Source organism: Pseudanabaena sp. SR411, from assembly GCF_002251945.1.
Classification (GTDB): Bacteria; Cyanobacteriota; Cyanobacteriia; order Pseudanabaenales; family Pseudanabaenaceae; genus Pseudanabaena.
Map to the genome: position 1 here is coordinate 1 of NZ_NDHW01000076.1, position 13,921 is coordinate 13,921.

12 protein-coding genes and 1 pseudogene are annotated in these 13,921 nt (G+C 41.2%); 3 read left to right on the top strand and 10 right to left on the bottom strand.

The features are described from left to right. Window positions 1-478 precede the first annotated feature (478 nt). From B9G53_RS06670 to B9G53_RS06710, 8 genes and pseudogenes are all read right to left on the bottom strand, one after another. Window positions 479-865 carry a hypothetical protein gene (locus B9G53_RS06670; protein WP_094530448.1) on the bottom strand — a complete coding sequence of 129 codons (387 nt, stop codon included), beginning with the start codon at window positions 863-865 and terminating at the stop codon, window positions 479-481. A gap of 130 nt (window positions 866-995) precedes the next feature. Continuing rightward, window positions 996-1,754: a DUF4238 domain-containing protein gene (locus tag B9G53_RS06675; protein WP_176453127.1), complete on the bottom strand. Its 759-nt coding sequence runs from the start codon at window positions 1,752-1,754 to the stop codon at window positions 996-998. 1 nt (window position 1,755) lies between these two features. After that, window positions 1,756-2,013 carry a hypothetical protein gene (locus B9G53_RS06680; protein ID WP_094530452.1) on the bottom strand — a complete coding sequence of 86 codons (258 nt, stop codon included), beginning with the start codon at window positions 2,011-2,013 and terminating at the stop codon, window positions 1,756-1,758. 90 nt (window positions 2,014-2,103) lie between these two features. Then, complete coding sequence (locus B9G53_RS06685; RefSeq protein ID WP_094530454.1) at window positions 2,104-2,556, bottom strand: HNH endonuclease; 453 nt, start codon at window positions 2,554-2,556, stop codon at window positions 2,104-2,106. After that, window positions 2,543-2,785, bottom strand: coding sequence for a hypothetical protein (locus B9G53_RS06690; protein WP_094530456.1), 243 nt, complete (start codon window positions 2,783-2,785; stop codon window positions 2,543-2,545). Before B9G53_RS06690 ends, B9G53_RS06685 begins: the two co-directional genes overlap by 14 nt. 149 nt (window positions 2,786-2,934) lie before the next feature. After that, entirely contained in the window at window positions 2,935-3,165 is a 231-nt protein-coding gene (locus B9G53_RS06695) for a hypothetical protein (protein ID WP_094530458.1), read from the bottom strand. Then, window positions 3,146-3,423 (bottom strand): annotated as a pseudogene (locus tag B9G53_RS28965) (BrnT family toxin). The gene B9G53_RS06695 and the pseudogene B9G53_RS28965 overlap by 20 nt, the downstream one beginning before the upstream one ends. Before the next feature lie 152 nt (window positions 3,424-3,575). Continuing rightward, entirely contained in the window at window positions 3,576-4,328 is a 753-nt protein-coding gene (locus B9G53_RS06710) for a DUF561 domain-containing protein (RefSeq protein WP_094530462.1), read from the bottom strand. Window positions 4,329-4,484: 156 nt separating this feature from the next. Between B9G53_RS06710 and B9G53_RS06715 the strand changes: the two genes are divergently transcribed. Then, complete coding sequence (locus B9G53_RS06715; RefSeq protein WP_094530464.1) at window positions 4,485-6,797, top strand: DUF3488 and transglutaminase-like domain-containing protein; 2,313 nt, start codon at window positions 4,485-4,487, stop codon at window positions 6,795-6,797. Between the two features lie 146 nt (window positions 6,798-6,943). After that, a complete protein-coding gene (gene apcD / locus B9G53_RS06720; RefSeq protein ID WP_094530501.1) occupies window positions 6,944-7,429 on the top strand; it encodes an allophycocyanin subunit alpha-B in 486 nt (161 codons plus the stop codon). A gap of 38 nt (window positions 7,430-7,467) precedes the next feature. Here apcD and B9G53_RS06725 read toward each other — a convergent pair whose 3' ends face one another. Continuing rightward, on the bottom strand, window positions 7,468-11,079 hold the full coding sequence (locus B9G53_RS06725; RefSeq protein WP_094530466.1) for a PAS domain S-box protein: 3,612 nt from the start codon (window positions 11,077-11,079) through the stop codon (window positions 7,468-7,470). Window positions 11,080-11,109: 30 nt separating this feature from the next. Beyond that, entirely contained in the window at window positions 11,110-12,639 is a 1,530-nt protein-coding gene (locus B9G53_RS06730; protein WP_176453128.1) for a tetratricopeptide repeat protein, read from the bottom strand. 251 nt (window positions 12,640-12,890) lie between these two features. On the opposite strand from B9G53_RS06730, the gene hslO reads away from it, so the two are divergent. After that, complete coding sequence (hslO, locus tag B9G53_RS06735; protein WP_094530470.1) at window positions 12,891-13,835, top strand: Hsp33 family molecular chaperone HslO; 945 nt, start codon at window positions 12,891-12,893, stop codon at window positions 13,833-13,835. Window positions 13,836-13,921 lie beyond the last annotated feature (86 nt).

Consider the following 13,921-nt stretch of genomic DNA (forward strand, 5'->3'; position numbering starts at 1 on the left):
TGTCGATTGAACTGCTTCTGCCAATCTTTGAGATCTAACGGCTTGTTCAGAAGCGCTTCGTTTTGGTTCATTTTTTTACTGTCTTTTTATTTCATATTTTACCATGCCTTACAGCGGGAAGGGAGTATGTAAATCTTTTGCGACAGTTAAGTTCTTTTTTGAGTTTTTTACTCATCGACAAATTTTTAATTTCCCAAAGCTTTTTACCTATGGCTTTTTCTCACAAATCATTTAGGATTGCTATAGTCCATTAGCAATTATTCCAATATAGTTCAATTCAAAGTCATCTCAAAAAATTGAATCAATCCTGCTCTTTCTAAAATGGAAAGTGGTTCTGTTTTGAGTGAGTCTTGCAATAAAAGTAACGCTCTCAAAATTAGAAAATCTCTGTATTCATCGAATATCTTCTTCTATTGTTTTTTCCTTAATACTAAACGCATATAGAGTTTATTTTAGATATGATGTAGATTAATAAAACTTAAATTTTCATCATTTTATTAATCTGTTGCTTAAAAATCATTTGCACTTTTTCAACAAGTTCAGGATCTCTTTCCTGAAAAGATGAGGCATAAGCATTAGATTTCCTTTTTATCTTTACAAAAGATGGCATATAGCTAAGCTTAGTCTGTTTAGCAAAAACCAAATGCCTACTTTTGATTGTTTCTTCGCTTTGACTATTTAAACTTTTTGTTATATTCACAAATCTATTTTCAAATGTACGAATATTAATATGCTTATTTCGGTCATACAAAGATCTTAAGTTGTTTTCATTTTCTCTGGCATGAAATCCTAGAATTGAATGTGCATTCATCATTTGAAATGAATTTAAAATATCTATATCTGTAATGTTAGAAATATAAGTCACTAGACTTTTGGCACTGGACAGCTAATTAGTGATAGAGCGATGAAGCTGTTGATTGGCAAGGCTTTACAAGTAAATTGCGACTAAAGCCTGAAATCGTTGCCAGATAGAGGTTACAGCTTGATATCACTAATTAGTGAGCCAGCGCCAGACTTTTTTGTCCATATTTATATACTTTGGGGTCATATAAACAAAGGGTCAGAGTTGGCGAAACTGGTAGAAAAGCTTGAAAACCTCTTGCATGGATACCCGTAATAGCTGGATGGTCTAAGTTCCTATAAAGCCAATTATATGTAAAAACTGGGTGATCAGAAATACAAAATTCTAATTCAGTTGTGTTTACAGCAAAATGAAAAGCTAAATCTCTAAGAATTATTGCATTTACACTTCCTTGAATGGTTATGAGAGAAGCAATTTGGCTCAAATCATAAATCTCAAAACGACCATTACTAGCTTCTTCTGGGTTAAATCCATTTAAGCTAAGTAATTGTCTTACTATTGATTCAATATGGCTATTAAAAATTGAAAGTGCTTCTTCTCTAGCTGAAAGTGTGCGAGATAAAAGTGAAGAGATAAATCTAAGAAGAGTCAGTGATTCTTCATTTACCACTTCAAAATTTCCCCTAACAATCTGATCTATTATTATAGAAGCTGGAGTCTCAATTTTTCTCTCTATAAAATTTTCAATTGAGTTGTCTTTATCATAAAAATAGTTCTGAGAAAAAACCTCTTCAATTGCCTGATTATATCTAACTGTAGATCTGGCAATATCAAAAATATTAATCTTCCATATTCCCTTATTCGCTTTCCAACCAAAATGCTTGAGAAGACATTGAGGAACGTAATGTTGATTTCTTGTCATTTTCTCATTAGCTTTTTTTGAATCAGACAATTTAATGAATACTCCATCCACGAATTGCATTAACTTCACTTGCTAAAATTTCCTCATCTCTTTCTGAAACATCTTTTTCAGTGGAATCCCCCAATCCTACGATTGATAGTAAAAAACTGTTGTGAGGAAGATGTACTTTTGTCTCAACAGTCTTGTAGCGAAGATAACTAATAAAATTGACAAGCTCAGGGAAAGAATCATCTGGCAATTTATCCATTAACTCAATAATCTGTTGTCGCGTTGGAGTTAGAGTATTCATAAGCAAATATGAAAGATACTCATCATATTTTAGCTACAAGATTAGGCGATCGCGCTTTTAGCTAGCTGATTTATGAGAAAGGCGATCACTTTATATTTTAATCGGATCAAGTGATGGCGGATGTAGCCCTGTTTGAATCCAAAATTGCCTTGTACTGCGGATCGAATCACCTTCAGGGTAACGCATATCATTTAGATCAAAGCGATCGCAAGTAGCCCTTCCAATTGGTGTCACACCTTTAACTACAGTTCCGCCAGCAGTCCAAATAAAATGTTCAGCCCAATCTTGTTTTCGCGGATTGAAAACGGGGACAATTTGTTGAGTTTCTACATCAAACCCAGCCACAAAGTTATATCGCCTCTCATTGCAACGACGGCAAGCAAGCGCAAGATTATCAATATGATCAGATCCACCTAGCGAAGCAGGAATGACATGATCAATCGTAAATCGAGATGCGCTGAGTCTTTCAGAGGAATGACAATATTCACAGAGAAAACCTGCTCTTTCCCGAATAATTTGTCTAGTTGAATCAGGGATTGGCATTTTGTGCAATTAGCATCGCATTCATATGTGTAAATATCCGATCTAACTCCCCAATCGCTTCTAGTTCCACAATTTCTTCTAATGCAAGTTCATCTGCTTTCTTTTTGTCTAAAAGTAGTTCCATTCGATCTTGTAAGCGATCACTAAACTTAAACAGACTTAGATCACCAGTTTTCCTAACAGTGATCTCATGTAGAAATAGCGAAGGCTTACTAAGAGTTGTAACCATAGAATTTCTGTAATAGCCTAATATGCAAGTATCATAGCATCTGGCATCAGAAAGTATTTATGGGTAAACATCAAAAAGATACTCATCATATTTTTGGCTACAAGATTGGGCGATCGCACTTTTGGCTAGCTGATTGATGAGAAAGGCGATCACGCTGATATTTGAGGCATTGAATCTATCAATGCTCTTAGAACTTTGTTGACTGCTTCAGGAGTAGTGAAAACCTTTGCTACATCCTCATCTAAAACTACAAATCTTAAACTTTGGACTTCATTACGACTAGCAAATCGATTAGGTTTTGCGTGCTGATAATCAAAACTATATTCAGCTAGAAGCTCATCATCAGAATTTGGCTGGTTTTTAAAGGGAGTTTCGTTCATAGTCCTCACGTTCCTTCCGAGTAGCTGGACGGGCGCTAATAATACGAATACTATTGGAGCGCTCAGTAAATGAAATTATTAATAACTGACTTCGTAACGATTGCCAATTATGATTTCTCGATACTCATTTATAGAATGCGCTGCACATCTAAAGATCACTGCTAGAGGATTATCAAAGACAGTCTGAGCTTCCTCAAAGCTAACACCATGCTTTTTAAAATTAGCAGTCGCTTTTGAATTATCCCATTCAAACTTCATATCCAAATTATATCTGATTTTTTCATTGTCGCTTTTGACTGGCTAATTCTATGAGAAAGGCGATCGCTTTGAACTTTTAGAAAATTCATAGCGATCGCCTTTTAGTTGATTGATTTTGCTAATTTACTGACGAGAAATTAAGCAAATATTGATTACACAACTGCTTGGTTTGCAACATTGCTATCGATCGCTTCTTTAAGAGAACGCACAGTCGCAATCATCGAAACTACATCATTCAATTGGTTAACGGCGGAACCAACACCAACACCCGACGCGCCAGCAGCGATCGCCATTGGTGCAGTGATATTGCTCAAACCAGAAGCACACATCACAGGGATAGAAACTGCGCGGCTGATGGCATGGGCAGCAGCAAGGGTAGGCGATGCCTTTTCGATCGCACCAAGGATACCTGCATGAGTTGGAGCCGAGCTTGTACCACCTTCAGTTTGAATAATGTCCGCACCGATCGCTTCGAGTTTTTCAGCGAGAGTGACTTGCTCATCAAGAGGCAAAGTGTGAGGAACAGTTACGGAAATCGCAGTGTGGGGCAGTAATGCTCTGGTTTCTGAGGTCAACGCAATGATTTCATCAGCAGTAAATACACGACCTTGAGCATAGAAACTATCGTAGTTACCGATTTCGACGAGATCAGCACCATTGGCAACTGCTTCTGCCAACTTGTGAGCTTCGACTGCTGATACACAGATAGGTAAAGAGCAATTAGCCTTTGCGATCGCAATTAATTCCGCATCAGCCGCGATATCTACAAATGTTGCGCCACCGCGATCGGCTGCTTGCACGACCATTTTCACGGAGTTGCGATCGAAGTTGTGCAGACCGCTAATAATCTTGAGAGCGTTGCGGCGGCTAAAAGCGGTGAATAACGAAATAGGTAAACGAGACATAAGCTTTGTCATCCTAATAGACTGAATATTTAGATGTAGGAATACTTTAACGCGATTTTGCGTAATACCAATTCACCTTCTTACAGGGCTATTGCGTAAGTCCTAACTGTTTATACTAGTGGTTAGAAGCAAATACTCTCTAACTTTCAGAGCCATATGGATACGATTCAGCAACCCCAATCCAAGATCGGTGCATTTGACAAACTGCGAAAGGCTTCAGAGTTTACGATCGCGGGAGTTGAAGATTCGATTCCGTTGCGGGTACTAGTACAGATATTTGTATTTATCAGCATTGGGGCAATGGACTCTGTAGCGAGTTCAGGAAATAGTGCTTGGGCAATTCCTCTAAGTGCGATCGCAGGCGTTTGGGCATGGTATGCAAGGCGCAAACGTAATGTGATTGTAAAACTATTCATTGCGATCGCCATGATTGTGATGTTGGTGGTATTTCTGCGAGATCTGGTACGAAATACCGATGAAACTAGACTATTACTAGCGCGATTATTAATCCAGTTGCAGGTCTTGCATAGTTTTGACCTACCGCGCCGCAAAGACTTGGGCTATTCGATTGTGATCGGATTAATTCTCATGGCTTTAGCCGCGACTTTAAGCCAAACGATGGTTTTCGCGTTATGGCTAATTGCTTTCTTATTGTTAGGGATTCCGATTTTATTACTTGATCACCGATCTCGTTTGGGTGTGCAAACTAGAAGTTTCCAACCAGAGAAAATGGGGATTTCTCTGTTGCCTTTATCGGGATTACTCGCGATCGTGTTGGTGTTAGGCTTAACAATTTTTGCCTTTTTACCTCGCCTTCCGGGTTTTCAGCTACGCAACTTTCCTGTCAGCGTCAATCTTTCAGTCCAAAGAGATGTGCCTAGAGGTGACATCTTAACGAGACAACAACAAAACCAACAACAGTCTGGTACAAATGGTACTGGCGCAAATGGCAATGGGGGGACTGGAGGTAATAACGATCAAGAAACCTTGCCTCCATTATTTGCACCTGAAATTGACACAGTTTCTGGCTCTAAGCAAAGTACGCCACGTCAACCTGAATTAGTGATGCGGGTGCGATCGCAAGCCGAGCTATTTTGGCGCGTGATGGCCTATGACGAATTTACAGGTAAAGGCTGGCGGATTTCGCGCAATGATCCCAAACAAATTCGCACAGTGCGCCGTAATCCCTTCAATTACGAGTTTTTTGTTGCTCAACCACCCCATGCATCCATTGGGGTCAAAAAACAACTCCAACCCATAGCAAGCCAAGATGTAGTCCAAACCTATACGATTACATCCCCAAATTTTCCTAACCTTGTACCTGCGGCTTCTGTGCCGAGACAGATATTTTTTCCTAGTGAAGAGCTAGATATCGATCCAGAAGGGATGATTCGCGGGCCAGGACCTTTGCCTGAAGATCTTACCTATACGGTAATTTCCAATGTAGTAGCCCGAAATGCTCAACAATTGCGACAACTGCCTAACGAATATCCAAGCTCAATTCGTAATTATTATTTACAAGTTCCTAATAATTTATCGCCTGAAGTGCGTAATCAGGCTCTCAGTTTAGTTACTAATGCTAAGGACAAGGATGGCAAGCCGATCGCTTTTGATAATACCTACGATGTCGTGGTGCAGATTGCCCAAAGTGTTAAACAAAACTACGCAATTAAACCTTTAAATTTCGATGAAGCTAAAGGCGATCTTGTATCCCAGTTTATTGAGCAGGGTGGTGGTGAGGAAAGCCATTTTGTCTCGACGATGGCAGTTATGTTGCGATCGCTGGGGATTCCTACTCGTTACGTGGTGGGTTTTGCCCCTGGGAAATTTAACCCATTTACAGGGCTGTATGAGGTACAGAACATTGATACCCAGTCCATGGTGGAGGTTTTCTTCCCCGTCTATGGTTGGATTGCCTTTGATCCCGTACCAAATCGTCCTCTGTTTCCACCATCGCTGGAGAACAATCGCACCTTTGGGGTAATGCAAACATTTTGGAGTTGGATCGCGCAGTTTCTGCCCAGCTCAGTAACCAGCTTTTTTGCAGCCCTATTTGACAGTATCGGTAAGTTTTTGGGTGGGGTAGTCAATTGGCTGATTGAAATGGGCTGGATTGGGATTGCCTTTGGTTTAGCGATCGCCTTTGGCCTTGGTATCGGATTATGGGCATTGTGGCAATTGGCGATCTGGTGGTGGCAAGTGCAACGCTTGCAAAAAATGCCGATCCCGCAGCGTACTTATCAACAAATGTTGCAATGGCTATCGGAGCAAGGTAAACCAAAATCGTCTCACCAAACGCCTCAAGAATATGTGGCTAGTCTTAGCGATCGCGTCTCTGAGAAACAAGCATCCGCGATCGCCCAAATTACGCTGATCTATCAGGATTGGCGCTATGGCGATCGGGCGATCGGCTATAACCTAGCCACAGAATTAAAAATGCTGCTCAAGCAATTGAAAGCCAAAATATAACCCAAAAGTAGAGTTGCGGCGCGAAGCGCCGCAACTCTACTTTTGGGTTTTGATTGTGAAGATTTGTGATTTTATTACAAATTCTTGGCGCATTCACCGCTTTTGGTAGACTAGATGGCGAATATATTAAATTTTTTATTTTAATTATGAGTGTAGTTAGTCAAGTTTTAGAAAGAGCCGACGAAGAACTCCGTTATCCCAGTATTTCTGAGTTGCAAAGTGTGCAGAACTTTCTTGCCACTGGTGCTCAAAGAGTACGCATTGCCACCACCTTGGCAGAAAGCGAAGATAAGATCGTCAAGAAAGCCACCGAAGAACTATTTAGAATTCATCCTGATTACATCTCTCCAGGTGGTAATGCCTATGGTCAAAAGCAACGTAACCAGTGCCTGAGAGACTTCACATGGTACATCCGCCTCACCACCTATGGGGTTTTGGCAGGTGATAAAGATCCGATCGAAAAAATCGGCATCATCGGTGTTCGTGAAATGTATAACTCCCTCGGTGTGCCTTTAGTTGGTATGGCTGATGCAGTGCGCTGCCTCAAGAATGCATCTTTAGCATTACTCAGCAAAGATGATGCTGCTACCACTGAGCCTTATTTTGACTACATCATTCAAGCAATGTCTTAGAAATTAGAAGGGGGCGCTTTGCGCCCCTTTCTAATTTATTAATGAATTTGTAATTCTAAAAATTCGCGAATGCGTTTGATTTGAAAATCACGGGCATAGTCTAATACTTGATTGGCAAAGGGACTAAAAGTGGCATCAGTTGCTTGTAAAAGTGTAACTTCATCCTGAATTGCCAGAACATCACCCATGCGAGCAAGTTGCAGTAATTTCTCAATCGTGTAGTTAGGAGGTGGAATTAGAGGTTGCTCGATCGCCTCGGTTTTGGCATTAGCGATCTGTATGACATTAGGATCAGAAGTATGGGCATTTTCGTATTGCCATTCCAAATGGAGTTGCGATCGCATCGTATAAAACAATGTATCTGGGTCAACGGGCTTCGCAATAAAATCATTGCACCCAACCTCAATACTAAGATTGCGATCTTGATTGAAAGCACTCGCCGAAACCATGATGATCGCGGTTTTTTGGAACATTGGCAATTGACGTAATTGCTTTGTAGTTTCATGCCCATCCAGTTGTGGCATCACCATGTCCAACAAAATTAAATCTGGCTCAAAAATCTGCGCTTGATTAATACAGTCATAACCATCGATCGCTTCAGCCACAATAAAACCAAGGGGAGTTAATAAATCACTTAATACCATGCGATTTTCGGTTTTATCATCGACGATCAAAATCTTGCGCCGCTCTCCTAAGTAGCCCGTAATTGTACGACTATCGATCATTACATGGGGAACATGATTAGGAACTTCGGTTAACTCTATTTCAAACCAGAAAGTACTACCCTCATTTAATCGGCTCTCCACATGCAGTTGTCCCCCCATCATCTCCACAAGTTTTTGACAAATTGGTAAGCCTAAACCAGTACCAGAATACCGCCGAGCGCGATCGCCAACTTGCTGAAATGGCAAAAAGATGTCTTCCAATTTATCAGGATCAATACCCACACCCGTATCGGCGATCGCAAAATGGACTTTATATTTATGACTAGATTCACAGGGCTGAGTGCTGACGGTCAGCGATACATTACCGTGATCAGTAAATTTAACGGCATTCCCAAATAGATTAATTAACACTTGGCGCAATCGCTTTTCATCACCATACATCGTAGTGGGTAATGCTGTCAGTGGTTGATAGATTAACTGAACATCCTTAGCACCTACTTGCAATTGGAACATATCTGTAATACTTTGCAGCAACTTCGGAAGATCAAATTCACTAGGGTTGAGTTCGAGCTTTTTAGCTTCAATTTTAGAAAGATCGAGAATGTCATTGAGTAAAGTCAGTAAATGCTCACCACTACGTTGAATGATCTCTAAACCAGCTTTATGTTTATCAGGATCGTAACTACGCTTGAGAATTTGAGCATAGCCAAGAATTCCATTGAGGGGAGTGCGTAACTCATGGCTCATATTGGCGAGAAATTCACTCTTAGCCCGATTTGCCATATCTGCAACTTCTTTAGCAGATTGTAGTTCTTCTTCAGCCTGTTTGCGATCGGTAATATCTGTCCCTACCGATAGAATTTCGATTAACTGTCCTTGGTCGTTATAGATTGGCTTGTTTGACCAAGTAACCCAGACACGTCGCCCATCTTTGCAAATATTCTCATTCTCATTGAGTTGATATTTTTCAGGAGCGCAGCAGATTTCCGCAATCATATTGCGGAGATCTTCGCCTGATACATCTTTAGCGGAGACAACCGTATCTAATACATAGGAGCCAATAATATCTTCAAATTGATAACCAAAAAACTTCAATCCATAATCATTTAAGAAGCAGATCCGTCCCTGTGTATCCCATCGCAAAATAATGCAATTTGCCGACTCCACCAGATCCCGATATTTCTTTTCACTCTGTTTGATATTTTCTTCGATGATTTTGCGATCGCTAATATCTTTAACTGCATAAATCGCAAAAACCTTACCACCAAACTCAATGGTTTCCGAAGAAATCAGCCCTGTAAATCTTTTCCCACTCTTGGTCACAAAATTCGCTTCGTAGTTAAATACTCTGCCTTCAACTTCTAAAATCGCCAACATGCGATCGCGTTCTTCTAAATTAACCCAAAGATTTAAATCTGAAGGAGCTGCACCAATCGCCTCTTCACGGGTATAGCCTGTGATCTCAGTCCATTTATTATTAACATCAATATGTTTGTAGGTTTCATTGGAGAGCAAAGCCATGCCATCTGGACTAGAACGAAAGGCCTTAGCAAATTTTTCTTCGGACTCTCTCAAAGCTGCTTCAGTGATTTCATGTTCCCAAATTTCCTGCTGTAATGCATAGGTACGTTCATCGACTTTCTGCATTAAAAGCTGTGAATATTCCTCTAACCTTGTATGCGATCGCTTCATCTGGCGACTCATTTGATTAAAGGAATTCGCTAATATTGCTAATTCTTTGATTGCACAGGAGTCTTCCACCTTTTGATCAAGATTGCCATTGGCGATCGATTGACTTGCCTGACTAAGTTGAGTGATCGGACGACTGATACGACGAGCGGCAATAATTCCCAAGACCGCATTCAAAACAAGGGCAATGAGACATAGCATCACCGTTGACAATGTATTTTCTTTGATCTGCAACATAAAATCAGATGCAGGTACAGCCACAACAATCTGCCAATTCAATCCACTTAAACCAGAGTCATTCTTCAATTTCCCAACTTGAATAAAGTATGGCTCGCCCTCAAACTTGATCATTGACTGTTGAATCTCATTGTTATGCTGTACAGGTTGAGATTTCAACCATTCAGCCACTGTCCGAGTTAATTTATCTTGGCTTTGAGTTGCTAAAATACGCTCTGATTTATTACCTAAAGCCGAGGTTTCCACATCCAAATTAGAAGCTGCGACCAATTTCCCTGAAGGTTCAATAATTAATGTTTGCCCATGCTCACTAACTTTTGTTTCCTGTAAAAACTGATTGATATCGCCCAATAGCATCGATACACCCAGAACACCCTGTATATCCCCATTGTCTTGAAAGATCGGTTTAATCGCTGTAATCGCAGGTTCCTCGGTAATCGAATCCGTATATACTTCAGTCCAAATACTTTTTCTGGTTTCAACTACAGTTTGATACCAAGGGCGATCGCTCAGATCGAATCTATTTTTTGGCATCAAGGCTATTTGAGGTCGCCCCAAATTATCGGTCATAAAAGTCGAACTGGAATTTTCAAGGGCAAATCCATCTTTGATTCGTCTTGCGCCAAAGTATTGTCCAGAAGTAGTAGCAACGTAAATATTACTGATGCGCGGAAAGCTTTGTAATTGTTTCCAAAAGTGATTTTGGACTTTCTGTTCATCACTAGGGTCGATTTGAGCTAACTCAATGCTATTGGCATTAAGTTGATTGAGCGTAGAGGGAAGCTCTAAATAGGAATGTAAGCGATCTTGAACTTGCTCCGTAACTTTACGGTGGAACTGGTTGGCGAGGAGAAGAACCGCCTGATGTCCATTCCGAAAAGATAACCATCCAATTAATCCGACAATGCCGAAGGTGTTTAACAAAAATGGCAATGTAATCAATAAGCTTAGAGGGATTCTCAAACCTTTATATTCGCAACGATGGGATTGCGTAGGAATGAATCCTGTTGTCGCCGTGCTGATTACTTTAGTAGATAGAGGATTGATCTGTTTGGTCATGGGCTTTATGTTCTGCAATATTCCTAAGCTTTAATCAAAACCAAGTCTTCTCAACGCGATTTTACGATTTTGCCAAACCTGTGGTTCTTGTGGTGATATTTGAATTGCTTGATCGTAGGCAGCGATCGCCTCTTCGAGCATTCCCAGTCCACTGAGTGCATTGCCGCGATTGTACCAAGCAAAATGGTCGTCAGGATTGATCTCTAACGCACGGTCATGACTAGCGATCGCCTCTTCGTAAAGCTCTAGTTTACTCAGTACCAGACCACGATTGTTCCATGCGTAATAATCATCGGGACGAATTTCTAAAGCTTTATCGTAACTGGCGATCGCTTCCGTGTAATTGCCCCATTGCTCAAGAGCTTTGGCGCGGCTATACCAGATCTGATGATCACGCGGCTTATACTCTAGAGCGCGATCATAACTTGCCACCGCCTCTCCATATTTGCCGATACTTTCCAGAGCATAGGCGCGACTAAACCACCCCTGTACATAGTCGGGTCTAATCGCTAGAGCCTTTTCGCAATGAGCGATCGCTTCTTCATATTTGCCGAGAACACTGTAAACTAACCCTTTCCCGCCGTAGGAATAGTAATAATCAGGTTTATGTTTAAGAGCAAGATTATAACTATCAATCGCTTCTTCATAGCGACCTAACATACTTAAAGAAGTGCCAAGATTGTGCCATGCTGCATAAAAATCTTCTTTATAGGCGATCGCCTGACGGTAATTCTGCACAGCCTCTTCATGATGACTAGATAGATCTAACGCAACTGCACGGTTATACCAAGCCAAATGATTATCGGCTCGAATCTGCAACGCGAGATCGCAATTAGCGATCGCTTCTTGACAACGATTACCTGCAACTAATAACCCACCTTGCTCTAGTAATAGCTCGATACGACGTTCAGAAATTAAGGGCTGAGCCGCAATCAGCTTTTGCAGATCCTCATATTTGCGATCGCGTTCTTCCTCACTGATTTGAGCATAGGCTTCATAGCGATCGTCACTGACCCAGCGAAAAGTCTCCTGTCGCATCAACTCCATGTCAGTGGGAAACTCAAATACCTCAACAGCATCATCAAAAAATTCGGGATAGCTATCAATAAAAAATTTAAGTGCAAATAAGGGCAGTAAAAATACAAAGCAAATCGGAAAATTCTCTTTGAGCTTAGATTGTAATAGGATCAGATGGGCAAGGGGACGAGGAAGATGGGTTAGTTTTTCACCCAAGGCATGATCATCTAAATCCTCAACTTTCTTTTCTAAGAACTCTTCGATACCTGTGATAAATAATAAATTTGCTTCATGTAAATCTGGCTCATTGGCAAACATTTCATAAAAATCAGCGATCGGGCGATCGAGCCTTAAGACACGAATGGTTTGGCTCTCTGCATCAGCCCATACCCTTTTAATTATTTGCTCTCCCTCCGCAGGCGAACAACGCACAAACAGCATTCCAAAATCTTGCTTGTTTCTGAGTAAACCCAATAGAGTCTGATATTCTGTCTCTGGATTTTTTAGAGCGTCCTTATCCCAAGCGTTTCCAGTGTATTGCATGGTTCTCCAATTTGACCGAATACTCAAACTAATCATACCAAAAAAGATTAGAGGCGGCGCTAAGCAACACCTCTAATCACAAGAGTGTTGGCATGCTTGACGCTTGGCGCTGTAAAACATCAAAACCAAAGGAGAATTGCGGCGCGAAGCGCCGCAATTCTCCTTTGGTTTTGAGACTGCTATAACATAGAGATCTAGCTCAGGTTCTACCTGCGTTACTCTATTGAATACTCAAATCTTACAAAAAGTTCATGAACGATCGCTTAATTCGCGCCCTCACTGCCGACGGCCGCGTCCGTGTCATTGGCGTGAATATTACCCAATCCCTTAATGAAGCTCATCGTCGCCATCATTTATCGGCAGTCGCCACCGCCTCACTCGGTCGGGCTATGAGCGCCAGCTTGCTGCTTGCCTCGAATATGAAACAACCTCAATCCAGAGTAAATGTCAGAGTGGCTGGGGATGGTGGACTGGGTTTAGTCTATGCTGATGCTGGATTTGATGGGACAGTGCGCGGCTTTGTCACCAATCCTCAATTTACATTGTCCCCCCTTGCCGATGGTCAACAAAATGTCAGTCAAGGCGTTGGGCAAACAGGTTTTTTTAAAGTTATGCGTGACGTTGGCTATGGCGAACCCTATAGCAGCACCGTGGAGTTAATTGCAGGTGATATCGCCAATGATGTTGCTTGGTACTTGGCTTCTTCTGAGCAAACTTATTCCAAGCTCATGCTCACGGAAATAATTGATCAGGATAATCAAGATCATAGTGAAGCTCCCGTTAAGGTAGCCGCAGGAATTTTGCTGCAAATCATGCCCATGGCAACCCTGCGGGCAGCGAAGACCGCTAACCTTTCTCAGGAAGATTTACTGCTCCAACTAGAAGCAAAAAGTGATCCGCAAAATTTCATGGATTTGCTGCTTCAAGGCAAAGCGATCGAAGAGGTGATGACGGAAATCTTTGCTGATATGCATCTCGATATTTTGCCGATGACTAAAGATGTCAAATTTCATTGTCCTTGCTCCCTCGATCGCATGTTAGCGGCAATGAAAATGTTTGGCGAAGAAGATTTGCGATCGATGATTGCTGATGGCAAAGGTGCAGAGGCAACTTGTCATTTCTGTGGCGAGGTCTATCACGCCAGTACTGAGCAATTAAATAATTTACTTGCAGATTTACAGGTAGCAAAAGCATAACCAACAAGAAGTCTCGCGCAGCGAGACTTCTTGTTGGTTATGCTTTATGGTAACTTCACTGCTAGACGCTTCTCGATAAATTTGCA

Coding starts and splice junctions, on each gene's coding strand:
- B9G53_RS06680 (WP_094530452.1), bottom strand. CDS start 2,013: ATGAATACTCTAACTCCAACGCGACAACAGATTATTGAGTTAATGGAT.
- B9G53_RS06685 (WP_094530454.1), bottom strand. CDS start 2,556: ATGCCAATCCCTGATTCAACTAGACAAATTATTCGGGAAAGAGCAGGT.
- B9G53_RS06690 (WP_094530456.1), bottom strand. CDS start 2,785: ATGGTTACAACTCTTAGTAAGCCTTCGCTATTTCTACATGAGATCACT.
- B9G53_RS06695 (WP_094530458.1), bottom strand. CDS start 3,165: ATGAACGAAACTCCCTTTAAAAACCAGCCAAATTCTGATGATGAGCTT.
- B9G53_RS06710 (WP_094530462.1), bottom strand. CDS start 4,328: ATGTCTCGTTTACCTATTTCGTTATTCACCGCTTTTAGCCGCCGCAAC.
- B9G53_RS06715 (WP_094530464.1), top strand. CDS start 4,485: ATGGATACGATTCAGCAACCCCAATCCAAGATCGGTGCATTTGACAAA.
- apcD (WP_094530501.1), top strand. CDS start 6,944: ATGAGTGTAGTTAGTCAAGTTTTAGAAAGAGCCGACGAAGAACTCCGT.
- B9G53_RS06725 (WP_094530466.1), bottom strand. CDS start 11,079: ATGACCAAACAGATCAATCCTCTATCTACTAAAGTAATCAGCACGGCG.
- B9G53_RS06730 (WP_176453128.1), bottom strand. CDS start 12,639: ATGCAATACACTGGAAACGCTTGGGATAAGGACGCTCTAAAAAATCCA.
- hslO (WP_094530470.1), top strand. CDS start 12,891: ATGAACGATCGCTTAATTCGCGCCCTCACTGCCGACGGCCGCGTCCGT.